At 70.2% G+C, this 24,704-nt stretch carries 25 protein-coding genes and 1 pseudogene; 15 read left to right on the plus strand and 11 right to left on the minus strand.

Annotated features, from left to right (window positions below; translation table 11 throughout):
* Positions 1-186: 186 nt before the first annotated feature.
* The 5 genes from ACZ4RZ_RS40040 to ACZ4RZ_RS40060 are packed head-to-tail and all read left to right on the plus strand — an operon-like array spanning position 187 to position 7,430.
* Positions 187-657 carry a hypothetical protein gene (locus ACZ4RZ_RS40040; RefSeq protein WP_467752272.1) on the plus strand — a complete coding sequence of 157 codons (471 nt, stop codon included), beginning with the start codon at positions 187-189 and terminating at the stop codon, positions 655-657.
* On the plus strand, positions 657-2,045 hold the full coding sequence (locus tag ACZ4RZ_RS40045; RefSeq protein WP_467752417.1) for a hypothetical protein: 1,389 nt from the start codon (positions 657-659) through the stop codon (positions 2,043-2,045). Before ACZ4RZ_RS40040 ends, ACZ4RZ_RS40045 begins: the two co-directional genes overlap by 1 nt.
* On the plus strand, positions 2,042-3,496 hold the full coding sequence (locus ACZ4RZ_RS40050) for a VWA domain-containing protein (RefSeq protein WP_467752273.1): 1,455 nt from the start codon (positions 2,042-2,044) through the stop codon (positions 3,494-3,496). The genes ACZ4RZ_RS40045 and ACZ4RZ_RS40050 overlap by 4 nt, the downstream gene beginning before the upstream one ends.
* Positions 3,497-3,519: 23 nt before the next feature.
* A complete protein-coding gene (locus ACZ4RZ_RS40055; protein ID WP_467752275.1) occupies positions 3,520-4,632 on the plus strand; it encodes an ATP-binding protein in 1,113 nt (370 codons plus the stop codon).
* A gap of 5 nt (positions 4,633-4,637) precedes the next feature.
* Positions 4,638-7,430 carry a DUF5682 family protein gene (locus ACZ4RZ_RS40060; RefSeq protein WP_467752276.1) on the plus strand — a complete coding sequence of 931 codons (2,793 nt, stop codon included), beginning with the start codon at positions 4,638-4,640 and terminating at the stop codon, positions 7,428-7,430.
* Between the two features lie 351 nt (positions 7,431-7,781).
* Here the strand turns inward: ACZ4RZ_RS40060 and ACZ4RZ_RS40065 are convergent, their stop codons facing one another.
* Complete coding sequence (locus tag ACZ4RZ_RS40065; protein WP_467752419.1) at positions 7,782-7,961, minus strand: hypothetical protein; 180 nt, start codon at positions 7,959-7,961, stop codon at positions 7,782-7,784.
* Positions 7,962-8,224: 263 nt separating this feature from the next.
* Here ACZ4RZ_RS40065 and ACZ4RZ_RS40070 point away from each other — a divergent pair, with 263 nt between their 5' ends.
* On the plus strand, positions 8,225-9,286 hold the full coding sequence (locus ACZ4RZ_RS40070; RefSeq protein ID WP_467752277.1) for an alpha/beta fold hydrolase: 1,062 nt from the start codon (positions 8,225-8,227) through the stop codon (positions 9,284-9,286).
* Between the two features lie 70 nt (positions 9,287-9,356).
* Here ACZ4RZ_RS40070 and ACZ4RZ_RS40075 read toward each other — a convergent pair whose 3' ends face one another.
* From ACZ4RZ_RS40075 to ACZ4RZ_RS40095, 5 genes are all read right to left on the minus strand, one after another.
* Positions 9,357-9,923 (minus strand): CGNR zinc finger domain-containing protein, encoded by a 567-nt coding sequence (locus ACZ4RZ_RS40075; protein WP_467752279.1) that lies wholly within the window; start codon positions 9,921-9,923, stop codon positions 9,357-9,359.
* A gap of 153 nt (positions 9,924-10,076) precedes the next feature.
* On the minus strand, positions 10,077-10,682 hold the full coding sequence (locus ACZ4RZ_RS40080) for a GOLPH3/VPS74 family protein (protein ID WP_467752281.1): 606 nt from the start codon (positions 10,680-10,682) through the stop codon (positions 10,077-10,079).
* 140 nt (positions 10,683-10,822) lie between these two features.
* On the minus strand, positions 10,823-11,992 hold the full coding sequence (locus ACZ4RZ_RS40085; protein WP_467752421.1) for a YbfB/YjiJ family MFS transporter: 1,170 nt from the start codon (positions 11,990-11,992) through the stop codon (positions 10,823-10,825).
* Positions 11,993-12,282: 290 nt separating this feature from the next.
* Positions 12,283-12,585, minus strand: coding sequence for a muconolactone Delta-isomerase family protein (locus ACZ4RZ_RS40090; protein ID WP_467752283.1), 303 nt, complete (start codon positions 12,583-12,585; stop codon positions 12,283-12,285).
* An 86-nt stretch (positions 12,586-12,671) separates the two neighbouring features.
* Entirely contained in the window at positions 12,672-12,917 is a 246-nt protein-coding gene (locus tag ACZ4RZ_RS40095) for a hypothetical protein (protein ID WP_467752285.1), read from the minus strand.
* An 84-nt stretch (positions 12,918-13,001) separates the two neighbouring features.
* Between ACZ4RZ_RS40095 and ACZ4RZ_RS40100 the strand changes: the two genes are divergently transcribed.
* From ACZ4RZ_RS40100 to ACZ4RZ_RS40110, 3 genes are all read left to right on the plus strand, one after another.
* Complete coding sequence (locus ACZ4RZ_RS40100; protein WP_467752286.1) at positions 13,002-13,925, plus strand: LysR family transcriptional regulator; 924 nt, start codon at positions 13,002-13,004, stop codon at positions 13,923-13,925.
* A 143-nt stretch (positions 13,926-14,068) separates the two neighbouring features.
* The gene (locus ACZ4RZ_RS40105) at positions 14,069-14,299 is read left to right on the plus strand and encodes a hypothetical protein (protein WP_467752288.1); all 231 of its coding nucleotides are present in this window, start codon (positions 14,069-14,071) and stop codon (positions 14,297-14,299) included.
* Positions 14,300-14,418: 119 nt separating this feature from the next.
* Entirely contained in the window at positions 14,419-14,904 is a 486-nt protein-coding gene (locus tag ACZ4RZ_RS40110; protein ID WP_467752289.1) for a hypothetical protein, read from the plus strand.
* Between the two features lie 25 nt (positions 14,905-14,929).
* On the opposite strand, the gene ACZ4RZ_RS40115 is transcribed toward ACZ4RZ_RS40110, so the two are convergent.
* The 4 genes from ACZ4RZ_RS40115 to ACZ4RZ_RS40130 all read right to left on the minus strand — a co-directional run bounded on the left by ACZ4RZ_RS40115 (position 14,930) and on the right by ACZ4RZ_RS40130 (position 20,034).
* Positions 14,930-16,129 carry a beta-1,3-glucanase family protein gene (locus ACZ4RZ_RS40115; RefSeq protein WP_467752290.1) on the minus strand — a complete coding sequence of 400 codons (1,200 nt, stop codon included), beginning with the start codon at positions 16,127-16,129 and terminating at the stop codon, positions 14,930-14,932.
* Between the two features lie 300 nt (positions 16,130-16,429).
* Positions 16,430-18,250 carry a M48 family metalloprotease gene (locus ACZ4RZ_RS40120; protein WP_467752292.1) on the minus strand — a complete coding sequence of 607 codons (1,821 nt, stop codon included), beginning with the start codon at positions 18,248-18,250 and terminating at the stop codon, positions 16,430-16,432.
* Positions 18,251-18,377: 127 nt separating this feature from the next.
* Complete coding sequence (locus ACZ4RZ_RS40125; RefSeq protein ID WP_467752294.1) at positions 18,378-19,250, minus strand: hypothetical protein; 873 nt, start codon at positions 19,248-19,250, stop codon at positions 18,378-18,380.
* Between the two features lie 82 nt (positions 19,251-19,332).
* The gene (locus tag ACZ4RZ_RS40130; protein ID WP_467752295.1) at positions 19,333-20,034 is read right to left on the minus strand and encodes a hypothetical protein; all 702 of its coding nucleotides are present in this window, start codon (positions 20,032-20,034) and stop codon (positions 19,333-19,335) included.
* A 376-nt stretch (positions 20,035-20,410) separates the two neighbouring features.
* Here ACZ4RZ_RS40130 and ACZ4RZ_RS40135 point away from each other — a divergent pair, with 376 nt between their 5' ends.
* Genes ACZ4RZ_RS40135 through ACZ4RZ_RS40150 form a run of 4 tightly spaced genes read left to right on the plus strand, consistent with a single transcriptional unit; the run spans position 20,411 to position 23,233 of the window.
* Positions 20,411-21,115, plus strand: coding sequence for a response regulator transcription factor (locus tag ACZ4RZ_RS40135; protein ID WP_467752297.1), 705 nt, complete (start codon positions 20,411-20,413; stop codon positions 21,113-21,115).
* Positions 21,112-22,596 carry a sensor histidine kinase gene (locus tag ACZ4RZ_RS40140; protein WP_467752299.1) on the plus strand — a complete coding sequence of 495 codons (1,485 nt, stop codon included), beginning with the start codon at positions 21,112-21,114 and terminating at the stop codon, positions 22,594-22,596. The genes ACZ4RZ_RS40135 and ACZ4RZ_RS40140 overlap by 4 nt, the downstream gene beginning before the upstream one ends.
* 47 nt (positions 22,597-22,643) lie before the next feature.
* The gene (locus ACZ4RZ_RS40145; protein ID WP_467752301.1) at positions 22,644-23,042 is read left to right on the plus strand and encodes a hypothetical protein; all 399 of its coding nucleotides are present in this window, start codon (positions 22,644-22,646) and stop codon (positions 23,040-23,042) included.
* The gene (locus ACZ4RZ_RS40150) at positions 23,042-23,233 is read left to right on the plus strand and encodes a hypothetical protein (protein WP_467752303.1); all 192 of its coding nucleotides are present in this window, start codon (positions 23,042-23,044) and stop codon (positions 23,231-23,233) included. The genes ACZ4RZ_RS40145 and ACZ4RZ_RS40150 overlap by 1 nt, the downstream gene beginning before the upstream one ends.
* A gap of 99 nt (positions 23,234-23,332) precedes the next feature.
* Here ACZ4RZ_RS40150 and ACZ4RZ_RS40155 read toward each other — a convergent pair whose 3' ends face one another.
* A complete protein-coding gene (locus ACZ4RZ_RS40155; RefSeq protein ID WP_467752305.1) occupies positions 23,333-23,662 on the minus strand; it encodes a hypothetical protein in 330 nt (109 codons plus the stop codon).
* A gap of 84 nt (positions 23,663-23,746) precedes the next feature.
* On the opposite strand from ACZ4RZ_RS40155, the pseudogene ACZ4RZ_RS40160 reads away from it, so the two are divergent.
* Together ACZ4RZ_RS40160 and ACZ4RZ_RS40165 are read left to right on the plus strand one after the other, a co-directional pair.
* Positions 23,747-24,286, plus strand: a pseudogene (locus ACZ4RZ_RS40160) (NAD-dependent epimerase/dehydratase family protein); the annotation flags it as partial.
* A gap of 138 nt (positions 24,287-24,424) precedes the next feature.
* Positions 24,425-24,646, plus strand: a complete 222-nt coding sequence (locus ACZ4RZ_RS40165) for a hypothetical protein (RefSeq protein ID WP_467752306.1) — start codon at positions 24,425-24,427, stop codon at positions 24,644-24,646.
* The last annotated feature ends 58 nt before the right edge of the window (positions 24,647-24,704 follow it).

Genomic DNA, 24,704 nt, shown 5'->3' on the forward strand with positions numbered 1-24,704 from the left:
CACCGGCGCAGCGGCTTCGCAGGTCATCGGAACGACCGCGCCCGATCGCGGCCGTGCGGCCACGACCGGGCGTTGTCAGTGGTCGCCACTATGTTCAGTCGTGTTCCGCCGCTGTGGTGCGGAAGTTCCCCTGGATGCATAGGAGATGGTGCGTTGTCGGATTGGGAGAGGTCGAGCACGGCACGGGTGATAGCACCCGCGCGGCCGCGCAAGCTCGCCAAGGTCCCGTTCGTCGAGCTGGCCGACGGACGCCTGCAGGGCGTGGTGTCCAGCGGCTCGGACATCGAGCGGGTCTACGTCTCGTCAGTGATGGTCGGCAGCTACGCGTTCGCTTGCAGTACGAACAACAACCGGCCCTGCGGCGGCGCGCGGGGTTCGTTCTGCAATCACATCCGGGCCCTGATCAACGAGGCCGTGCTGCAGTACGGCGCCGAGCGCGTCGCCCGCTATCTGAGAGTCGAGACCGTGGACGGGGAGCCCAGCGCGCAGGCCATCACCGCCGTCATGAGCAACACACATCCCTCGCAGGGGGACACCAAGGCCGCCGCGCCCGTCTTCAGCCGGTTCCTTCGTCACCTGGCCTATCTGGAACTCGCCCCGAGTACCGCGCCATTGCCGGAGATGCAGTGGTTCCCGTCGACCAGAGCGGTGGCGTGATGCGCGCCGACCTGCTGTCCGAGACCATCGCCGGGCTCGACGAAGCCTTGGCGGCCGTCGACGCGTTCGACCGGGCGCTCGTCGCCGGCCTGCTCCGTCCCCAACCCGCTCAAGCCGCCGGGCTGACAGAGCTCGCCCACGCTGTCGCGGGGACGCCGCTGGCCGCCAGGGCCGCCGAGGCAGCCGAGAAGACGGCGGCCGGAGCCGCGAGCGAAGACCACTTCATCGCCCTCGCCGCCGCCCGCACTGCACTCCTCGGCTCCGTTCACGACGCCCTCGTGAGCCGCCTCGACGAGGCGATCGGCCGCACCCGCAGCGAGGAGACGGCTCCGCCGGCCGCCGAGCGGCAGGCGGCGAATCTGCTCGTCGCCGCCCGCTCCTGGGTGTCCGATCTGGCGCGCTCGGGATGGCAGGGCATCGACCACGACGTGGTCTCCGGGTCGGCACAGGTCGTCTCCGCGATGCTTCCGGACCCGGCCCTGCGCCGCCTGGCGACGCTGCTCGACGGATTCGCCGCCGAACTCGCCGCGTCCTGCCCGGGCGCGTCCCTGGAACGTGTCCCGGTACGCCGCTGGGGCGACCTCTGGTCGCGCGCGATGCTCCTGACGCTGCCGGGCGCCGCCGACGGGCCCGCGACCGGAACCGCCACCGGCCGCCTCCTGCCCCTCGGCGTCGACCTGCAGGAACACGCGACCGCGGTTCAGGCCCAGGTCCACGCCGTGTTCGAGCCCGTCGACGGAGCCGTGCCCCGTCTGGTGCGGGCAAGTGTGTCGGTGCCCAAGCCCGACACGGTCGTAGGAGCCGGCCTCTGGCAGCTGCTCCGCCCGCACATGTCGCTCCTCGCGGCCGTCAGCGAAGGGCGCTCGATGGACCTCGCCGACATGCCGATCACCGCCGAGGGTGACCTGGTCTGGAGCGACGAGCACGCACGCCCGAGCGAGCCCGCCGACGCCTTCGCCACCGCACGCGTCGCGCTGCCCACCGCCACCGACGCGGCGACCGCGCCATTGGACCGGCACCCGGCGCGCATCGCGGTCCCCGTGTTCCTGGAGGGCTACGTCGCCCGGAGAGATGACAACGCCCTCACGTTCACCATCGCCGGACACCCCCTCGCGGTCGACACCGACCGGATCCCGACCGCCGGGCCGCTCACCCCCGAGGCCGTCGCGGCGTCCGGCGCGTGCATCGGGCTGCTCCGCTGGGACGCAGGGACGTATCGCGTCCAGCCGCTGGCCGTCGAGACGACCGTACGGAAGAAGGCTGTCGCGATCCACGCCGGAGGATGGGCCGGGGGCACCACCGACAAGGCGGGCGTCAGGGCCGAGAAGGCGGCCACCGACGCCGTGGCCGTGCTGCGGGAGCGGGCGGGGAGGCTGTTGCGGAAATGACGGAGCACGCGACCGGAGAATCGCCCGTGTACGCGATCCCACAGAATCCCGAGGTGGACCCCCACGACAATCGCCGTCAGGTCCTGTACTGGCGGCTCCTCGCCCGCCTCTTCGACCACGAGGAGCAGGGGACACTGGAATCGGCGAGCCTCGCCGTCGTCGAGGACATCGGTCTGCCGTCCGCGCTGCTGGACCCGCAGGCCTCCGTCGACTCGATCGTGCAGCGCCACCCGGAACTGGCCGCCGAGTTCGACGGTCTGATGGCGCCCGAGCCCGCCGACGACGGTGCGCGCGACCGGGCAGCCGAAGTACGGCGCGCCGCCCTGGTGTCGAAGGTGCTGCTCAACGTCTTCGCCTCGGGCTCCGGCAACGTCACCGCCGGACAGCTGGCGCGCTGGCAGTCCGATGCGGGCTGGCTGGAGCTCGCGCTCGGCTGCAAGCCCGGCGAACTGCGCGGCGGCCGCGCCGGCGGACGGGCCGGAGCAGGCACCGCAGGACCAGGCGTCAGCCCGACCGGCACCGGCGGCCCGGGCACGACGCCCGATCTCAGCCGGCTGATTCCGGCGATCGGCCCGGAACTCGGCGCCATCGAGGCCGACCTCGTCAAGCGGATGCATCTGCGCGAGGTGCTGGCCGACCCCAAGTTGGCCGCGCAGCTGACGCCGAGCATGTCGCTGATCGAGCAGCTGCTGCGGGACAAGAACAACCTCTCGGGCGTGGCCCTGGCCAACGCCAAGGCCCTCATCCGCCGGTTCGTCGACGAGGTCGCCGAAGTACTGCGCACCCAGGTGGAGAAGACCACGGTAGGCGCCCTGGACCGCTCCGTACCGCCCAAGCGGGTGTTCCGCAACCTCGACCTCGACCGCACGATCTGGAAGAACCTCACCAACTGGAGCCCGGAGGAGGAGCGGTTGTACGTCGACCGCCTCTACTACCGGCACACCGCCCGCAAGACGACGCCCCAGCGGCTGATCGTCGTCGTGGACCAGTCGGGCTCGATGGTCGACTCGATGGTCAACTGCACCATCCTGGCGTCGATCTTCGCCGGACTGCCGAAGGTGGACGTCCACCTGATCGCGTACGACACTCAGGCGCTCGACCTCACGCCGTGGGTGCACGACCCCTTCGAGAGCCTGCTGCGCACCAACCTCGGGGGCGGCACCGACGGCACGGTCGCCATGGCGCTGGCCCAGCCGAAGATCGCCGAGCCCCGCAACACCGTCGTGGTGTGGATCTCCGACTTCTACGAATGGCGGACCGAGCAGCTGTTCGAGAGCATGGCCGCCATTCACCGCTCGGGGGCCAAGTTCATCCCGGTCGGCTCGGTGACCAGCTCCGGCCGCGGCAGCGTCAACCCGTGGTTCCGGGAGCGCTTCAAGGACCTCGGTACACCGGTGATCTCCGGCCACATACGCAAGCTCGTCCACGAACTCAAGACGTTCCTCGCCTAATACCAGTTGAGAAAGGCCCTGACATGTCCGACCTGCTGCGCGCCCCTGCCGAGATCAAGTATGCCGAGGAACTGAACTGGCTGGAGTCCATCGACGACAACCCCAAGCCCTTCTCCTGGCGGCTGTCCCCGAAGATGGTCCGCCTGTTCATCCTGGGTTCCGAGCGCTCCGACGGCCTCGAGCGGGAGATCCCGCAGAAGTGGTACGGCGACCGCAGTTTCGTCGAGCGGTCCATCGTCACCCTGGCCTCCGACCGCGGCCTGCTGCTCATCGGCGACCCCGGCACCGGCAAGAGCTGGCTGGCCGAGCTGCTGTCCGCCGCGATCTGCCGCAATTCCACGCTGGTCGTGCAGGGCACGGCCGGCACCACCGAGGACCACATCAAGTACTCGTGGAACGTGTCCATGGTCATCGCCAAGGGCCAGTCGCGGGAGTCGATGATCCCCTCACCGATCATGACCGCGATGGAGGCCGGCGCGATCGGCCGTTTCGAGGAACTCACCCGCTCCACCAGCGACGTCCAGGACGCGCTGATCTCGATCCTTTCCGAGAAGTACATCTCCGTTCCCGAACTGGACAGCGACAACATCGTCTTCGCCAAGCCCGGCTTCTCGGTCATCGCGACCGCCAACAGCCGCGACCGGGGCGTCAACGACCTGTCCTCGGCACTCAAGCGCCGCTTCAACTTCGTCCGCATCCCGGTGGTGACGAACAAGAAGAGCGAGGCCGAGATCGTCCGCTTCCGCACCGAGGAACTGCTGCGCCGTCACCAGATCGAGCTGGACGTGCCGCCGACGCTGCTCGACGTGCTGCTGCAGAGCTTCGCCGACCTGCGCGCCTCGGCGGCCGCGGCCGGCAGCGACGACGAGAAGCTGGAGTCCGCACTGTCCTCCGCCGAACAGATCGGCGTGCTCGAGGACGCCATCCTGCACAGCAACTTCTTCGGCGAGCGCGCACTGACCGCCCGTACGCTGGCTTCCTCGCTCGTCGGGTCACTGGCACGGCGCGAGCCCGAGGACCTGGCCATCCTCAACAAGTACCTGCACGGCGTCGTCGAGCCGCGCAGCAAGGAAGAGGGCGGATCCTGGCCGGAGTTCCTGGAGGGCGGCCGCGACGCGATCGCCACCCTGTCGTGACCGGCATGCACGAGGGGACCTTCGAAGCACTGCGTGCGCAGTTGCAGGAGGCCGCCGGGACGTTCGCCGACGGGCCCGACGCCCTGAAGGGCATCCTCCTCGGAATCGTCGACGACGTCGACCGCGCGGTGCGCGAGCCCCTGGAGATCTTCCCCGTCTGCCACCACTCGCCCGCCTCGGCGCTCGCGATGGCACGTCGCCTGCGGGAGAAGCAGCCGAAGGTCGTGTATCTGGAGCTGTGCGAGGACATGGCGCCGCTGTTGACCGAACTGCGCAACTGCAGGCTGCCGGTGGCGGTCCAGGCGTTCGCGACCGAGGTCGACGGCTTCCCGGCAGACTGGTCCCCGCTGTCGGTGGTCGCACCGATCACCGAGGCGTCGGCCGAGTACCAGGCGATCGCCTACGCACTGGACACGCCGGGGGTCGAACTGGTCCTCGTCGACCGCTCCTCGGACCACGTCTTCCAGTGGGACGCGCGCGCCGAACACGACGCCGAGCCGGCAGATCCGGACGCACCGCCCGCCGAGGAGGAGGCCGCGCTGCACGGTGACGCGGTCGGTGTGGAGATCGGCGACCTGCGGCCGCGCTTCGCCGAACTGGAGGAGCACCTGCTGCGCCACGGCAAGGTGCGCCATTGGTCGGAGTGGTGGCACCAGTACGTCGAACTGCCGCTCGGCGACAGCGACCACGACGCCTACCGCCAGGTCATGCTCCTGATCGGCAGCCTCTTCCGCCGCCTGGCACCCGGTGACCCGCACCGGGTGCGCGTGGACGAGGACCGCGAGCGGTACATGTGGACCAGGATGCGCGAGCACCTGGCCGCGACGGGTACCGATCCCGCGGACTGCCTCTATGTGTGCGGCGCCTTCCACGCGGCCAGTCGTGTCCCGGAGTTCGGTGTCACAGGCACGGACACCTTCGAGATCAGCCCGCGCAGTGCCACCAAGTGGCAGCACGGGCTGATTCCGTCCAGCCACGCGGCGATCGAGGCGCAATTCGGCCTCGCCGCGGGCTCGGTGTCGATCGCCGCGACGGTCTGGGCGAAGAACCTGAAGCGCACGCGCGTGGAGCCGTACCGTCTGGCGGGTCAGGCGGGCGCGAAGAAATCCAAGGCCAAGAAGAGCGCGGCTGCTCCGGCTCCCGTACCGGCGGTCCCGCCCTCGGACAAGCTGACCGGCTTCCTGCGGCAACCGCCCGTCCTGGACCGGCTGGACGAGACCGAACTGCTCGGTTGGTCGGTGGAGATCGTGCGCGCCGCGCGCCGCAACGGCTATCTCGCCTCCACCGCCGACGCCATCGCGGTGTTCGAGACGTCGATCCTGCTGGCCGGGATGCGCGACCGGGCCAAGCCGACGCCGTACGACTTCCAGGACGCGGCCGTCACCTGCATCGAGAAGGACATCGTGCCCGGCCGGCGCGATGTGCGCCGGCTCGTGGAGATCATGATGGGCGGCGACCGGATCGGCCAGGTCGGCTACGACGCGCTGCCACCCCTGGCCCGCGACGTGCACGACCGGCTCGCGCCGCTGAACCTGAGACTCCAGCAGCGCGGCGTACAACGGGCGCTGCTCGACATCGCCTCCCAGCCGGAACTGGGGCGCTGCTCCGACGTGTTGTGGATGCTGCGCTACCTGATGCCGCAGGGTGCCGCGCGGCCGGTCATGGGCGAGCGGAGACTGGGCGAGCGGCCGATCCAGGAGTCGTGGGATCTGGCGCTGGGCACCCACCAGCGTGCGCTCATCGAGCTCGGCTACGAGGGCGTCAGCATCGAGCAGGTTCTGGAGCAGCGCCTGCGCCGCACGGCGTACGCCCCGCAGGCCACCGCGGCGACCGTCCTGGAAGCCGTCGAGGACGCGACGCTGTATCTGAGCAGCCGCCGCCTCGCCGATGAGTTGGGCACCCGCGCCCTGGAGGTGCTGTCGGCGGAACGCAGCGTCGACGGCGCGCCGGAGGTATTGCGCCGCGTCCGGCGGCTGCTGGCCTACTACCGCACCAGCGAGCCGGTGCTGCCACCGTGGATCGAGTCCTTCGTCAAGACCGGATACGCGCACTACTGCACCCTGCTGCCGACGGCGTTCACGGACGACGACGCCACCGTCCGCCAAGTGGCGGCGATGCTGGGCTTCCTGTTCAGCATGGAGAGCCTTGCGCTGTCGCTGGGCTGCGACCGGACGCAACTGGAGTTGGCGGTCGCCCAGTCGCATCCGGAGGACCCGTCGAGGACGGCGCTGCTGTGGGCGGCTCAGGCGCAGCTCAGGCACCTCTCCCGCGCGGACCTGCGGGCGAGGTGCGACGAACTGCTGGGCAACCCTCTGGTAGTGCCCGCCTATCCGCGCTACCTCAGTGGATTCGTCCACGCCCTGGAGCCCGTCCCCGGTCTGACCGACTTCGTCGTGGAGGCGGTGTCGAACGCGTTCGGGCGGCTGCCGGACCCCGTGCTCCTGCCGTGGCTGCCGACCCTGATCACCACCCTGCGATCGGGCGGCGCCGAACTCGCTCCGCTGCTGATCCGTGAGGCCGGGCGCATCTTCCCCGGCCGGCTCGCGATGCTGGACGAGTGGGTGCCGCCGTGGCGGGCGCAGCCGGAGCCAGTCGCCGCACAGCCCGAGTGGCGCGCGGACGGCAGCCGCGGCGTCATGCTGCTCGCCGCCCACCCCGCGACGTGCGACGCGGTGGCGAGCCTGCTGGGCTGCGACGGGGTGTGGGAGACGGCGGCCCCTCACCCGCGAGGCGCGGAACTGGTCGGGCGCCATCCGGATACGGCTGTGGCGTTGGAGGTGTTGCTGACCGACGCATGACATCGGCGTGGCGGCCTGGCGGCGCAGGCCGCCACGTCCCCCGGCGTGGCCCGGACTCGGCGTTCGGGCCGCGCCGGGCCGGGGCCCCCGGACGCACCCGGCGACATCTGATCACGCCGGACCTCGCACGTGGTTCGCACCAGGACCGCGACCTGCGAGTGGGTTCCCGCACGCGTATGACCAGGCAGCCGTGATCTCGGGCGTGTCCGACTCAGCCGTGGGCAAAGTCCGCCTCGGCCCACACACAGTGCAGCGTGTCAGAAGAGTTGCGCGAAACAGCCGAAGGCGATCACGACCGCCGCCAGGACTGCCGACAGGTTCTTGAGGATCTTGGTTGTCTTCACGTTCGACTCACAGACAGGTTCGGACGAGCCACTCGTCGGGGTCGTACGCGTGCTTCGCCGGATCCGGCACCGTGGCCGGCTTCTCTTCCACCGTGTCCTCCAAGCGGATTCGCTCCGGCAACCTGCCGAACCGTGCATGGCGCAGGACCTCGGCGGCATCCGAAGTCTTCTTCTCCTCGCGCGTCATCTCACCCTCCTCAGCTTGCGTGGTCATGATGCTTGCACTCGATGCGTCACCTGTCAAGACGGTGATCGATCGAGGAGAAGTGCCTATCCACCGCATATGAGAACGGCACCTTGCTAGATTGTCACCGGTTTGACAGGTGATTAAGACCTCTGCAAAGGTCATGGCCCACGGGCCATGGCACACGCCGGGACCGCTGATCGAGCGCAAGCCCCGCAATCGCGCGAGGCTGGTACTGCCCGATGCCGGCGGAGGGACGATCTCTGATGTTCAACAGGCGAGGCTTTGGCAAGGTCGCTGGTGCGGGTGCGGTCGGAGCATCGTGGGCTGGTTGGGCCTCGTCTTCGGCGCCGGCGGAAGCAGCCACAGGCGAGGGGAGCTCGCCGACGCTCTCGACGCCCATGCAGCGGCATACGTCGTTCGCCTCACTGCGGCGGATCAGGGCCGGTGTCCTCGACGTCGGTTACGCGGAGGCCGGTCCGGCCCACGGCCCCGCCGTCATCCTTCTGCACGGATGGCCTTACGACATCCACAGCTATGTCGACGTCGCCCCGCTGTTGGCAGCACGGGGATACCGAGTGATCGTCCCTCACCTGCGCGGCCACGGGACGACACGTTTCCTCTCCAGCACGACGTTCCGCAATGCGCAGCAGTCGGTGGTCGCTCTCGATGTCATCGCCTTGATGGACGCGCTGCGGATCGAGAAAGCGGTCCTTGCCGGGTTCGACTGGGGATCGCGGACGGCCGACATCATCGCCGCGCTCTGGCCGGAACGCTGCAGGGCCTTGGTCTCCGTGACGGGATACGTCATCACCAACAGGGAAGCCAACAAGCAGCCGTTGCCGCCCAAGGCCGAGTGGGCGTGGTGGTACCAGTACTACTTCTCGACGGAAAGGGGACGGCTCGGGCTCGAGAACGAGGAATACCGGCGCGATCTGGCAAAGCTCGTCTGGAAGTTCAACTCCCCGTCGTGGCACTTCGATGACGCCACGTTCGAGCGCACCGCCGCGGCTTTCAAGAACCCCGACTACGTCGACATCGTGATCCACAACTATCGCTGGCGGCTGGGTCTCGCATCGGGCGATCCGCGATACGACGCGCTTGAGCAGCGGCTTTCCCAAGGGCCCGTCATCGGAGTTCGCACGGTCACCCTTGACGGCGAACTGGATCCGTTCACTGCCGCCGGGGACGGAGCGATGTATCGGGACAAGTTCTCGGGCCCTTACGCACACAGGACCTTGAAAGGCATCGGACACAACGTGCCACAGGAGGCCCCCGAAGTCTTCGCCGAAGCCGTGGTCGAGGCCGACGGCCTGGAACGCCGCTGAGCCGTGACCGACACGACGATCGAAAACCGACGCGGCGACAGCAGATGCCGGGCTTCCTGCCCGGAATCCATCAGCGAGCGGCAGGCTCGTGGTGATGCTGCTTCTTGCGTGCCCGGTAGGCAGCTGCCTTGAGCTTGTTCCCGCAGGACTCCATTCCGCACCACTGCCGGCGCATGCCTCGCGAACGATCGATGTAGACGCGGGTGCATTCCGGATTCCCGCACTCCTTCAACAGCGGCACATCGGGTCCGCTCAAGAGCTCGACGGCATGCCGCGCCACCGTGGACAACGCCTCCTCCGACGTGGCGTCGGTCCACCGCCCCGTCGCGGTGAGCTGCGGCGTCGCGCAAGGTTTCCGGGCCGTGCTGTTCACCACGGCGAGCGCCCTCCTGTCGAACGCCTCCCCGGCCCGCCGTGCGGTGACCAGCTCATAGATGGCCTCCCGAACGACGACCGCCTGTTCGACATCGGATGCACGGCTCGGGGTGACGGCGTCGACGATGCCGGACTCCATGTACCAGGCGTCCAGCCGGTCCGGCGACACGAACATCTCGAACCGTGCCGACCGGCGGGCGCGAAGCGTCGCGGCGAAGTCGAGGGCGGGATTCCCGCACGGAAAGACATGGTCCAGGTTCACGTCACCATTTTGGCAGGTGACTCTGACCACCTGCAAGGCTCGCACAGGGGAGCCCCTGGCCTGGCCACAGTGCTGCAACCCGCGCCGACGCCCCCGCCAGAGCGCCGGCCACACTGCCGTACAGGGCCGTCACGGCCCTGTACGGCGCCCGCGTCACGGGGCTCGCCAGATGTTGTCGAAGGCCGCTTCTTCGATGGCTCGCCGTTGTCGCACGGCCACCAGTTCCGTCACCGCGTCATCGACGGCAGCAAGCACGGTCAGCACCGCGTCGTCGGTGACGGTCGGGAAGTCCTCCGCCGACGTGTCACTGATGCCGACGACCGTTGCGAGAGCGGTGAGCACGGGCTCCTGCGAGGCCCAACGGTCACCCGCGCTACGCCGAGCGGGTGAATCTGCCGGCACCGATTGGGGGGTCCGGGAAGGCAACCAACGTCGGCGTTGCCGCGTGCCCGGCCCTTCCGCCTCAAGATCGGCCAGATACGCCGAGTACAGACCACGACCTCTGCGCCACAGCCACTCCTCGACCGACTCGTACGGCGCCTGTCGAGTGATGGACGACGCGGCCTCGGCCAACAGCCGATCAGCGGGTTCCGACCAGCCACCCGGCACGATCAGGTCGCCGTCCAGCGTGACGGCCTGGGCATCGAGCAGGTCGATCACCTCGGCTCCCGCGAGCGCCAGCGACAAGTCGCCCGGCTCCACGGGACGGGTGCGCTCCGCATCCAGGGCCACGACGAACAGGTCCCGCGGTGTGCTCATCAACAGCTCCACGTCAGGGGAAGGCGACGCCGGCGGTTGCGGCGGGCGCGAAGCCCCCACCGGACGCCACAGAGAGGGCGTTTCGGGAAAGGCACTTCACGCCCATGGTCGCGTACATGGTCGACTGTAGCGCGGCTTCGTCAGGGGCGGTCGGTCGAAGCCGCGGCGGCTTCCGCCGGTACGGAGCGCAGTCCCGGAACGGTGTGCCGTACGACGCCCAACTGGTGCGGGAAGCCGATGCGCAGAACGCCCGCCGCAGCGGCTGCGGCGACAACCACGACAGCCGCGAGGACCAGGGCCTGCTCGTAACCGTGGTGGAGGAGGGGAGCGACGGCCAGGGGCCCGAGGATCTGGCCGACGGAGTACCCGGTGGTCAGCAGGGCGACGGAACGGGGAAACTGCAGGTGGGCGCCTGCGGCCAGGGCGATGGTGCTGACACCGAGGAACGTCGCGCCGAACAGGAACGCGGACACCAGAGCGGCCGCCACTCCCCCGACGAGGGCGGGCAGGACGATGCCGACGGCCTGGACGACGAGCGCGGCCAGCAGCAGGTCGGGGCGGGACCAGCGGCGCCCCAGCCAGGCCCAGAGCGCCGAGGACGGCACGGCCGCCAGGCCGACCAGTACCCAGGCACCACTGCCGATCCAGCCAGGTGAGCCCTGTCCGATCGCCGCGACCAGGAAGGTGCCGGCGACGATGTAGCCGACCCCTTCCAAGGTGTAGCTGGTGAACAGGGCACTGAACCAGCGGTGGGTGCGCCGCGCGGGCCGGCTGACCGGTGCCGCCCCGGATTCCCGGGGGGCCGTGACACGGATTTCGGGACGGAGGTTCCAGGACGCCGCGGCGAGGAGTGCCGCGAGGCCGGCCGAGGCCCACCAGGCGGCCTGCCAGTCGGCGACGGTTCGCAGTATGAGAACCAGCAGCCCGGACAGGGCGATACCGGCACCCACTCCGCCGAAGGCCCATCCGGGCAGGTGGGCGGGCTGGTCCCGGAGGTGGCTGAGGAGGGAGCTGACCGCGATGACGAAGATCAGAGCGCTGGCTCCCCCGGCCAGCAGCCTCAGCACCATCCACACGGGCGTGCTGTGCGTGGCGGACATCCCGGCCAAAGTGCCGGTCAGGACGACCAGGGAACCGCGCAGCACCATGGGCGAGCGGACCAGCGCCGGGACCAGGATTCCCGCGAGCGCGCCGACGAGGTAGCCGACGTAGTTGGCGGTGGCAAGGTTCGCGCCTGCGGCGGCGGACAGCCCCGCACCGCTGTACATCAGGGGAAGGATCGGGGTGTAGACGAACCGGCCGACACCCATACCGGCCGCGAGCGCGGCGGCGGCGCGGGCGACGTGGGCCCAGGGCGAGCGGAGTGCGGTTCCTGTTTCGCGGGTTTCTGTTTCGCGGGTTTCTGTTTCAGGGGTTCCTGTTTCGGGGCTTCCTGATTCGGGGGTTCCTGTTTCGGGAGTTCCCGCGCCGGCGGGAGAGGGGCGCCGTATCCGCGCGCTCATGACAACGTCCTCGTGATGTGGTCCCCGTATCCGGGGCAGGACACACTTGCCACCGACGCAGCGGCGAGTACGGAAAGTACGGACAGTGGCCCGGTTGGTCAGGACGCGGCGTCGGCCCTGCCCGGGTCATTGGGGTGGGACTCGAGCGCGGTGACGTCAAAGGTCATCCACGGGCGCAGCGGGAGCGTGCCGAGCACCTTCTCATACAGCTCGTCCTCGTCGGTGGCCCGCCAGATGCCGAGGCTGCGCAGCTCGCCGACCGGGCGCCACAGCCGCGCCAGGTTGCCGGTGGCGGCCAGTTCCTTGGCGCGGACGGCTTCGGCGGCGCGCCGCCGGTCGACCTCGTCCTGGCTGGTGCCCTCGGGAATGGTGGTGGTGATCTCGACCAGGAACTCTCGCATGATCTTTCTCCCAGGGGCCGGGCGCTCGCCGGGAGCGGGAACGCCGTGGGTGGTGAAGGGGGTCTGTGTTCTCGAACGGTGGCCGATCAAACGGTGCGGCGCTTGCAGTCGTCGGCGTCACCCGGCGATCCGGTTGCCCGGCGGCACTCGCCGGCGGCCAGGCGCCCGGGGCCTTCGGCGTCCGCACCGGACGCCGTGCGCGAAGCGTTCGGCGTCGGAACCATCCCCCACAAGCACGGGGCGGCATGGGCGAGGTTGCCGATCAGCGGCACCGCGATCGCCCTCCGGGCGTCGGCCGGAATCTCCGCGGTGACGCGGTGTCGCGTTTCCATGCGTCCATCGTCGGCCCGACACCAGGGCGGCCGCCACGACAGGGTTCCTCCCTGCTGGTAGGCGGAGCCTTCCAGCGACGTAACATGACGAGCGTGGAGCTGCGCCAGCTGCGGTACTTCGTCGCGGTCGCCGAGGAACTGAACTTCGGCCGGGCCGCCGAGCGACTATTGATCGCCGGCCCCTCACTTTCGCAGCAGATCAAGGCACTCGAACGCGACCTCGGCGTGCGACTGTTCGACCGAGACCGCCGCTCCGTGGCCCTCACTCCGGCCGGAGCCTCCCTCCTCCCCCACACCCGCTCCCTGCTGGAGCGGGCCGACGACCTCCAGCGCCGCGCGGGCCGGCTGGCCGGATCGGAGACGGTGCGTCTCGGCTACGTCAACTGGTTGCCCACGGACCTGACCACCCGCACCGCCGCGGTGGCCCAACTGCACGTCGACGCATGGGTCGCCCCTTCCCACACCCAGGCCGCCCGGGTCGCCGACGGCAGCCTCGACTTGGCGGTGTGCTGGGCAGCGACCGCGGATCTGGAACGACAGGGGCTGGAGGCCCGACTCCTCGGCGCCGACCGGCTCTACGCCGTCGCCACCGGCGACGACAGCAGCGACGTACGGGTCCAGGACGCCGTCGTTCTGCTCGACGACGACACCACGTCGTGGGCGTCCTGGAACACCTTCGCGGAACAGCTGTCCCACAGCACCGGCGCCCGCGCGCTCCACATCCGCGACGGCGGCATCACCGGTTCCGCGTTCTTCGACCACGTCCGCCGCAGCCGCCGCCCGGTCGTCAACTCCCCCAAGGGCCAGACCACCCCGCTGCCACCCGACCTGGTCCAGCGTCCCCTGATCGCGCCGAAGGTCTACTGGACCTGGTCACTGGTCTGGCGCAGCGGCGAAGAACGTGCCGCGGTCCGGGCCGTCGTCGACGCCCTGACCAAGGGCGTCAGCGACCTCGGCATCCACGCGCCCGACGCCTGGCTGCCCGACGACGACCCGCACAGGCAGTAGCCGCGCCCGGGCGCGGGACCGTTCTCAAGAACCCTCCGGCGCCCACACCCGGTCCGCGTAGTCCAGGAAGTTCCTGCCAGGATCTTCTCGACGCGCTCGCAGCGGTAGCCGCGCCGTTCCACCAGGCGGATCAATTCCCGGAAATGGTCCACTCCACGCAGGTCGAGAACGAAGGGGAGCGCGTCGCCGCGTTCCCCCGCCGCGCCGACGCCGGCCTGGCGGCGCAGGGCCACGTGCTCGGCGAGACGCGCCCGGTAGGCGTCGAGGTCGTCGATGGACGTGATGGTTCGTCAGTGCCGATGCCGACGTGGTCCTCACCGCACACGTTCACCGCGGGTTCGATGTGCTCGACGACATCCGCGGCACTGGCATGACCGGAGAGGCTGAGGAAGGGCATGAATTGAAGTTCTCTCCGCGCTGAAGTGAATCCGGGCGAATCCAGTAAGCGCGTGCCCGGATCGGACTGCTCGCGGCCGTCGATCCCACGCTCCCCGTGGTCGCCGCCAGCCGCGACCCACGACGCACGGACCGCGCCGCCCTCCACCCCGCGGCCCATGTCGCAGCCAGCATGGAGTCGGCGGTACGCGAGGCCGACACGGTCTTCTGCTGCACCGGAGCCGTCCAGCCGGTGATCCGCCGGGCCTGGCTGGAGCCCGGTGCGCACATCAGCTCGGTGGGCGGCTCCCACGGGCCAGAGCTGGACGCCGACGCCGTCCGCGACGCCACACTCTTCACCGAGTGGCCAGGCGCCGCCACGACCCGACCCCCCTACGGCGCACACGAGTTGCAGGACCCTCCTGCCCAACGGCCGGTCACACTCCTCGGCTCCGTCCTCGCCGGCCACCACCCCGGCCGACGGGACGAGACCGGACTCACCCTCTTCAAATCCACCGGCCACGCCGCGCTGGACGTCGCCGCCGCACATGTCGCCCACACCATCGCCGATGCCGGTGGTTGGGGCACACGCATCGGCACGTGACCGGCTCAGGAAGGCTCAGGGAGCCCTAGAAAGGTGTCAGTGTGAGGCGGATCGCCGTGGGCGCGGTGTCCTGGATGTAGGAGGCGAAGTCGGCGACGTCGTCGAAGGCGAAGCCGTAGGCCTTGCCGTCCTCGGTCGCCGCGTGGATCGCCTTGGAGTAGTGATTCGTCAGCTCGGTCTTGTAGAAGTCGCCTGCGCTGGTGGCCGGTTGGGCAGGGTTGCTGAGCAGCGTGGAGCGGTTGAAGCCGGCGCCGAGAACGGCGGCGACCGGGCCGGTCGTGCCGTCGTTGGGCGCGGCGAGGTTGCCGTCGCAGAAGAGGACGTCTCGGGTGGAGGGCTTGCCGAAGGAGACCGAGGCGGGGCCGTCGAAGGTGAACTTGTCTGCGCGCACCCGGCCGGTGAAGCTGCCGGCGTTGGTGGTGACGGTGAGGTCCTTTCCCGTGTAGGTGCTCCAGACCTCGTCGATGTACGGGGCGAAGTAGTCCTTGGCGAACAGACCGGCGTCCAAGCCGTGCCCGGGGGCGATGACGCGCACGTCGTCCACCACCAGCGGCGCGAAGTCCTCGATCTGCCGTAGCGCGGCGAAGGCGGCGGCGCGTCCGCCGGCGCGCAGGGCGCCCGTGGTCTGCTCCTTCTCCCCGTTCAGCCGGATGCTCATCGGCACGCTGAACATGTCGACCATCGTCGTGTTGCAGAACATGCCCGCCGCGTTGTACGTGAACTCGGCACAGTCGTGCAGCACGGCGTAGTTGGGGTCCGAGGTGACCCAGCCGGCCGGATACTGCAGGGCCGCGTTGCCATTGCCGTCCGCCACGGCCTTGAACTTCAGCTTCCCTCCCAGCGACACGTAGATACGGCCTGACATGTACGGCAGGGAGAGCTGTGTCTCGCCGCTGCCGGACAGCGGGAGCGCGTAGTCGGTGAAGCCGTCCGCACCGTTGTCCGAGAGGGATATGGGTGCCAGGGTGCCGTCCCGGGTGACGCGGACCTGCTTCCCGTCCTGGTTGCCGACGATGTAGACGTGCACCGACGCGTTGTCGAACGAGCCGCTGTTGTTGACGATCGTCAGGGGCAGCGAGCCGGCGGCCGCCCTGGTCGAGCCGTCGGTCGTTCCGGCAAGGGCGTACGGCGCGACGGCGGCGAGGGCCGGAGCGGCGACGGCCGCGCCGCCCAGAGCGAGGAACAGCTTGCGGCGGCTGAGGTTGCGCTGGTGACGAGGTGTCATATGCGGTGTGCTCCTTGGTACTTGTGCCTCTATGAGGCGGTGGGGGGATGATGAGAAGAGCGCGGCCGGTACCCAACGGCGCCAAGGGCAACGTTGTCGGGGCCCTTTGCCCAGTAGCCGATGCCTCGCATGCTTGAGAGCGCTCTCTCGCTAGCGACGGGCTCCGCCGATGGGCCCCGATGCTACGCACGAACCACTCCGCGGCCAACCGGCCCGCGCGATCGTCAAATCCCCCTGGCCTGGGGTTATTTGAAGTAGTCCGCACGGAGGAAGATTGCTTAAGGCATGTTTAACCCGCCATTAGGGCTGTTCGGCAAGCGTCAGAGACAGACGCTGTGCCGTACTCGATGCGGACGTGAATTCACGGCAGTTGACCACGGCCCGCATGACCTGTGTCGCCGCCCTGATGAGGTCAAGTCGTGGCGGCCGGCTCGTGCCGACGACAAGGCGGGCCTCCATCCAGGTCGTGGTCGCGCTGACGTCGGTACGTTCGGTGCGCCGCCCGGCGAGCCATCGTGTCGTGTCGCTGACACCGGTCCCGCGCAGGACGGGGACGCCGACGACGTCTGCACTCAGGCTGCCGTCGCCGTGCAGCGTCCAGCGGGCTCCGCGGAGACGGTCGCCCAGGTCCTGGGCCTGAGCCTTGGATCCGGACAACGCTTCGACGGATGTGACGCTCAGGGTGCGGAAGGTGCGCGGTCCGTCCGCCGGGGGTGGTGCCGCCCCACCGGACGCCGCCGGGCCTCCTCGCGTGAAGGAAGGGAGCCCGGGCGGACGCGCCGGATCAGCCGGTGCCGAACGGCTGGGGCACTCCGTCGACGCGCCGTCGGCAGTGTCGTCGCCGCCCTCGCTGGGTACCCCCGTGGACGCGGTGGCGCGCCCGCCCCGGCCGTCGGCGAAGACATCCCCGGCCGGGCGGGACGTCAAGGGCAGCAGTCCGACGAGCAGGACAACCGCGGGAAGCAGGGCGGCTGTCGCGTACACCCTCGGCGAGACGGAGAAGGCGGGCAGCACTCCGGTCGAGGATCGGACGCCGGTCGCCAGGGGCCAGACAAGGACGGCGGCGAGCGTCGCCCACCATGCGGGGTCCGTCGTGAGCGTGTCGTGGGCCAGCGCGAGAACTTCCCTGGTGGCACGATCCTGCGACGCACCCAGCAGCACGTACGCGGGCACCGCGCCCAGCATGGACAGCAGCAGCTGAGCGAGCAGAGCGGCCGGCCACAGCAGCGTCAGCAGGAGCTGTGCCCCGCCGCTTTCGCCGCGCGAGGCGAACCAGATCCGTACCCGTACGGGCGGGTGGTGGAGCCGGGCGAGGCCTCCGTGATCCTCCTCTTCCAGGCGACGCAGCGCGCGTACGAGCGTGCCGGGCCCCTCGGCTTCGGCAGCGCACCGGTCTGCCCCCAGTTCCGCCGACCAGAGCGCGGCCACCACGAGGAGCAGCACCTTCGGCACGCTGCACAGAACCAGGACGACCTCGGCGAGGGTCAGGCGGGCGGTCGCATTGCCCGTGACGAACAACAGGGTCACGGGCAGTACGACCAAGCCCACGAGCACATAGGGCCAGACGCGGACGAGGGCGGTGAAGGGGCTGCCGAGCCCGGCGACATGCTGTTCGCCGCGGCGCAGATGCCCGAGCTCGTGCAGGAGAACCGCGTGGGCCGCCTCCACGTCCGTCTCCCACAGGTGGACGAGCGGAGCGAAGACGCCGACCCGGGTGCCGCGCCAACTGCTCGGGTAGACGCGGGCGGAGAGTCCGGATTGGGTGCTGAGGCGCAGTTGAGTGCCTGGCGCGTGCTCCTTCAAGAAGGCCGTCATCCGGTCGTGGAAGTGCGGTTCAGGGACTTCGCCGGGCGCCGGCGCCGGCCCCGCCGCCGGGGCCATCAGCGGATGGTCGGGCGGCAGCAGTCCGTAGCGCCGCTCGACGAAGTGGCAGCGCATCCGCGGTGCGAGGATCGCGAGGACGGCTGCGAGCAGGAAGAAGAGCGGCAGGAACTGCACCAGACTGAGCATCGCGGTGACGAAGCGGCCCCGGCGCGCCCCGTCGAATTGCTCCAGCCCCGTGCCCACCCCGAAGGCGTGGCCGATGAGCGAGGGGGCCTGTGTCATGAACAGGACCAGCATCAGCCAAAGCCACGGAGGCGGACTCCATGAGCGGGCGGGCCGAGAGGACGCGGACCCGCTCATGGCGTCGTAGGGCGGTGTCCGCCGTGTCGGCACGGTGGGTGGAAGTATCCGGTCGGCGATGGGCTCATTCGTGGTTCGTTCCGTCCGGACCGGACGACGGTCGGGGACTCGTCGTGCGCGGCCGTCCGACGCGGGACAGCAGGCCCGAAGCGGCGGAAGTGAGGCGGTGCAGTCCGGTACGCCGGGGGTGGGCCCCGCGCACGGCCGGCTGCGGCGGCTCTTCGGCGACGAGGGCGTCCAGAAACGCTGCCACCTCGAACGGATCGTCGTGGGCGAGCAACTGGGCGGTCACCCGGGCGGCCAACTCGTCGGCCTCGGACGGCTCGATCCCCCGGGCTCGGAGCCGTCCGCTCATCTGCAGGGCGGCTCGCATGACCTCCATCGTGGGCGCTGCCGATGCCCGGGTGTCGTCCGTGGTGGAATCCGGGTCAGGTCTGTGCGCCTGACCGGCCTGGTCCTGAGCATCCCCGCTCACTTCCGGATCCGCGACGTCGTCCGCGTCGGCGTGTCGCGGCAAGGCCGGGTCGCTTCCCTCCACGGCATGTCGCGGCAAGGCCGAGTCGCTTTCGTCCACGGCGTGTCGTGTCGACGCCGGCTCGCTTCCGTCCACGGCGTGTCGTGACGATTCGGAACGCTGCGCCCGCAGTCCGAGCAACAGCCCGGTGGCGGACAGCACGTTGCTCAACTCCGGGCTCCCCAAGGCCGACTTGATGGCCTCGGCGGCGTAGGCCAGTGCGTCCAGCACCGCGGGCAGGACGGAGACCGTCCCGCCGCCCATCCCGCCGGGTGCGTGTCCGCGCGAAGCGAAGAGGTTCCGGCGAGTGGTGCCACCCGCGGCGTAGGCCCGAGCAGTCTGAGCGGCCAGCGCGGTCTCACCGGGCGCGGCCCACGCGGCGATCCGTACGCCCCAGCGGTCGAGTCGGTCGGTCGTCGTCATCCGGCCTCCCCGCGTCCGGCCTTCTTGCGTCCGGCCCCCACGCGTCCGGTCTCCTTGTGTCCGGTCTTCCACGCCCACCGCCTCACGAGGCGGCCCCTTCGTACTCGAAGCGGAACTCGATCTGGCCGTCGGTGCTGCTGCCCTCTGCCGTCAGGGATGCCGTGGAGCCGTCGAGTTGTCCCGAGAAGGTGGTACCGGAGGCCAGTGCGTGCGGATAGCCTCCGGGCAGTTGGCCGAGGTCGGACCGACAGGCCACCACCGGGCTGGGCCAGTTGAGCAGATTGAGAGCCACGGCCTCCTGGGTGTGCGGGTCGGTCAGCCGGGCGTCCAGTTCGCCGTCGGACCAGCCCACATCCCAGTACGTCAACAGCAGTTGCGGATCACGCGGGTTGCCGGCCAGGTCCTGGCCGGAGGTCGTGCTGACCGCCGAGGACCAGAACGACACCGCACCGGCCTGGGACGGATCGCCCGCCGCGAACAGCAGGGAGAACGGGTTGTCCTCGGTCGCGTCGCCGCCGGTCCGCGGTCGGCTCAGGTTGAGCGTGCTCGTCAGGGAGTAGGTCTGGCTGTCGGCCAGGCGGCGGGAGCCGTCGGCGTTGCAGTAGTCGTAGATGTCGACGGAGATGTCGGCGGTACCGCTGTACGCCTTGCCCCACAGCGCCGAGGCGTCCGACGCGCCGTCGGTCACCGGTTCGTCCTGTGGAGACTCCGTGACCGGGTCGTCGGCCTCGGTCGTCGCTACGTCGCTGACCGAGGGCGTCGGCTCGGGCGGCGACGTGGACACCGTCGGACTTAAGGCGAAGGTGCCGGGTGGAGCCGACGACGCTGCGGCATGTGTCGAGCCTTCGTCCCCGCACCCGGTCAGCGTGGCGCATATGAGCCCCAGACAGACCGCCGCGACCAGGCGGGCCCGAGCGATTCCGGGCAGCCCTCGTACACCTGTCATGACGGACATGACATCCCCTCCCCCACACCTGGTGGCTCCCCCACGAGCTCCCAGGACAGGGGACGTTACGCTTCGGAGTCGGTCAATTACGCCATACAAATCGTTCGTTACCGTTTCGTGCCCACGGGCGGCGAAGGGGCTCCCGGGCGGACTGATGCACCATGGGCGGGCCGGGCTCAATGGCCGGTTTCCGGCGACCTGGGGGTGTGTGGCGATGAGCGGAGACTGGGGCCGTGTCCTGGTCGTCGACGACGACGCGGCGATACGGCGCTCGCTGGAACGCGGGCTGCGGCTCGGCGGGTTCACCGTGGACCTCGCCGACGGCGGCCGTCCTGCGCTGGCCGCGGTCAGACGGACGCCACCGGACGCGATCGTGCTGGACATCTCCATGCCGGACCTCAGCGGCATCGACGTGTGCCGGACGCTGCGCGGCGAAGACAACGACGTGCCCGTCCTGATGCTCTCCGCGCTCGACGAGACCACCGACCGGATCGCGGGACTGCAGGCCGGCGGCGACGACTATCTGGTCAAGCCCTTCGCCCTGCAGGAGTTGGTGCTGCGCCTGCAGGCCCTGCTCCGGCGCCGACGTCCGCGGGACACCGACACCGTACGAGTCGGCGGGCTGCTACTGGATCCCGCGGCCCGCCGGGTGAGCCTCGACGGGAACCCCGTGGAACTGACGCGGCGCGAGTTCGAGCTTCTGCACGTGCTCGCGCGCAACGCCGGCCTCGTCCTCAGCCGCGACCAGCTCCTCGACCGTGTCTGGGGGTACGACTTCGAGGTGCGCACCGACGCGGTGGACACGTTCGTGAGCTATCTGCGGCGCAAGCTGGAGGCATCGGGCCGTCCCCGGATCATCCACACGGTACGAGGAGTGGGTTTCGTGCTGCGGGACGACGGTGCGGGGGCCGGGCGATGAGGCTGTCCACTCGGATCGCTCTGGCCGTCGGGGCCACCGTGCCCGTACTGGTCCTGGCCACCGGATGGCTGCTGTTGCGGCTGGTCGCGGCGGATCTGCACGACGAGCAGGACACTCACCTGCGGGAGCGCGCCACGGCCGTGGCCAAGGACGCGCGCGGTCTGCTCCGCGCGAGCGCTGCCGACCGGTCGGCAGCGGTGGAGCAGGCCCGCGAGCGGCGGCTGTTCACCTCCGCCCTGGACGTCGGCCTACGGCTGATCGGCCCCGAGGAGACCTTCGCCGGCGGCCCGCAACCCGACGAAGGCGTGGCGCTGCCCCAGAGCGCGCCGGTCCCGGTGACGCTGCGGGCCGACGGCCGGAGCTGGCGGGTCCTGTCCACGCGGGTGACCGGCGCGCGGCCCGGCGTACGCGGCACGCTCTGGCTGTTCGCGCCGGACACGGCCGGTGAGACCCAACTGCGCCTGGTCCGCAGACGTGTGGTGACCGTGGCGCTGCTCGCCGCGCCGCTGTCCGGACTGCTCGCCGGGGCCGTCGCCACCCGCGCGAGCCGTCCGCTGCGCCGCCTGCGGGACCGTGCGAGCGGCCTGGACCCGCGCACCAACACGGCCCGGCTGGAACACGCACCGACGAGGATCGCCGAGGTCGACGACCTGGCGCACACCCTGCAGACCGTCCTGACCCGCTACGACCAGCAGGCCGCCAGAACCGCCGAGGCACTGGCCACGGCCCGTTCGTTCGCCTCGGCGGCCTCGCACGAGCTGCGCACTCCGCTGATGAGCATGCAGACCAATCTGGAGATCCTCACCGAGCATCCGGAGCTTCCCGGGTCCGACCGCGACGAAGTGCTGGGCGACCTGCGCCGCGAGCACGGCCGACTGCTGGGGCTGCTGGTCATGCTGCGCGAACTCGGTCGCGGCGATCTGGTCGAGGCGGACGCCTTCGGCCCGGTGGACCTGGCGGACGTCGTCGAGGCGAGCGCGCAGGAACAGCGGCGACGCCATCCGCGCGCCCTGATCTCGAGCGACTGCACGGTGGGGCTGCGCGTCCACGGCTGGGAGCCCGGACTGCGCGTGGTCGTGGACAATCTCCTCGCCAACGCACTCGTGCACGGCTGCGCGGACGGTATGCCCGGGCAAGTCGAGATCACGCTGCGCGCGAGCGGTGGCTCCGCGGTCCTCATCGTCGACGACCGGGGACCGGGCATCCGGCCCGACCGTCGTGCCGAGGTCTTCGAACGCTTCAAGCGCCGACCGGACAGCCCGGGTTCCGGCCTCGGGCTCACCCTCGTCGCCCAGCAGATCGACCTGCACCGGGGCGGGATCCGCATACTGAACCCGCCGACAGGGCCGGGCACTCGGATCGAGGTCACCCTGGCGCTCATCAGCGGCTCGGCCGGCGCGGAGGCCACGCTTCCCCTTCAGCGCAACTGGATGATCACGACCGCGGACCGGCCACAAGAATTCCACAAAGAGGACTCCTAGCTTTCCGGGCGTGCGGGCAACCGCCCGTGAACGCAGAGGAGTTCGCCATGCCAAGGACCAGGACAACCGTCGTCTCGCTGGTCGCCGTCGGCACACTGCTCGGTGCCGCGGGCGCCGCGACGGCCGACGACCCACAGCCCACCCCGTCGGGCGCCCCCACCGGGGACGGCGCGTCCGCGCTCTGCAAGCGCGCACCGAAGATCGACCACCGGATCGACCGGATCCTGGACCGGCTGCACGCGGACGCGTCACAGCGTGGCTCCATCGCCCGTCTGGAACAGCGTGTGGCCAACGCCAAGTCGGCGGGACACACGGAGATCGAGACCTATCTGAACGGCCGGCTCACCTTCCGGCGTTCCCTCGTCCCCACCCTGGAAGCGCGACAGAAGGATCTGGCGGACGTGGAGAAGTGGTGCAAGACGCACGACAACGGAACCGACAAGTGATGCGCGCGCGCCACGCGGGCCTGGCCACCGGTGCCGCCCTGCTGCTGCTTTTGACAGCATGCGGAAGCCACGGTGAGAACACCAAGAGCCCCGCGCCTGCCTCCTCCACGGATCTCACGCATCTGCAGAAGCTGGTCGAGGGCGCCGAGTCGGCGGCGAGCTCCGCGGAGTCCGATATGGCACGGGGGTGACGCACGGGGTCGTGACTCGCCGGCCGTCGCCCACGAGCGAGTGGCGCCCCGGGTGCGCTCACGGGTCGTCGCCCACGAGCGGGACCCTCCAGCGAACACTCACGACTCGTCATCGCCGAACGGCTCGTCGCTCCAGCGGAACCATCCGTGGTTCCCCGCGATGTGCAGCAGAAACTCGGGGACGGGACCGTCCGGGGAGAACAGCGAGACATGCCGTCGGATCTCGTCGTACACCGCCTCCCACTCTTCCCAGGCGTCGTCCGACTCCGCCAGCCTGAGCTCGCGCGCGAAGAGCCCCTCGACCTCCGCGAAGGCCGGTCCAGCGGTGAACCTCCCCGACAGCCAGGGGAAGTCGGCCTCCTCGATCAGGATCTCCCCCACGGAGTCCGTCCCGCGCCGTACGTGCCAGATCTCCCCCTCGAACCCCACGTCCACGCTCCTTCGTCCGCTCACCCATGATCCTGCCGAGGATCCCACCCGCCACCGACAGCGGGTGGTGGGTGTCGAGGACGCTCGCGGGAGCTCGGCAGCGGCCGCTCGCCCGCCGCGGAGTTCGGCATCGACCTCGCCACCTCCCGCACGGACCGGCTGGCGAGCACCCTCAAGGCGGCGGCACCCGACGCCGTGATCAACTGCGCGGGCGCGACCGGCGGCGACACCGTGCCCCTGTCCGAGGTCAACTCCCGTGGTCCCGCGGTACTTTGCGCAGCGCTGCGGGAGGCCGCGCCCACCGCGCACCTCGTCCGCCTGGGCTCGGCCGCCGAGTACGGGCCTGGCACCCGGAACACGAAAACGACGGAGTCGGCAGCCACCTGTCCCCTCACTCCGTACGGCGCCACCAAGCTCGCCGGCACGGTCACCACCTCCGGACGCGACGCGGTGGTGCTGCGGGTGGGCAACCCGGTGGGGCCCGGGGCGCCGCCCACCGGGCTGCCCGGCCGGATCGCCGGGCTGCTGGGCGAGGCGGACCGGGATCCGGACGCGGTGATCAGGCCGGGTGACCTGTCGGCGTACCGCGACTTCGCGGACGTACGTGATGTGACTCGGGCGGCGGGCTGGTGCTGGATCGTGGGCATCGTCGGGCTGCTCGACCGGCGACGGCGGCCTGCGTCGGCACCCGACGAAGGGCACGGAGGCAGGGCCGAAGTCCGCCGACGTCGGCGGTTGTTCGGCTAACTGGCCGTCGGGGCGTTGCCGTTGTACGTGCTGCACCAGCCGATCGTCGTGGCGGTGGCGTACGTCGTGGTCGGTACGGGAGCCTCGATCCCGGTCAAATACGCGCTGATCGTGGCGGCTTCGCTCTGCCTGACCCTGGCCGCCTACGACCTGCTCGTGCGGCGCACCCCAATGACGCGTTTCCTGTTCGGGATGCGCCCGGGCGGGCCCCGGCCGACTCCCGACCCTCACGCGTGATGGCATGCCCTGGTCAAATCTGTCAGGCTTCCAGCAAACGCCTTCCTGACCCCAGGGG

Source organism: Streptomyces sp. NPDC027189 (assembly GCF_055566975.1).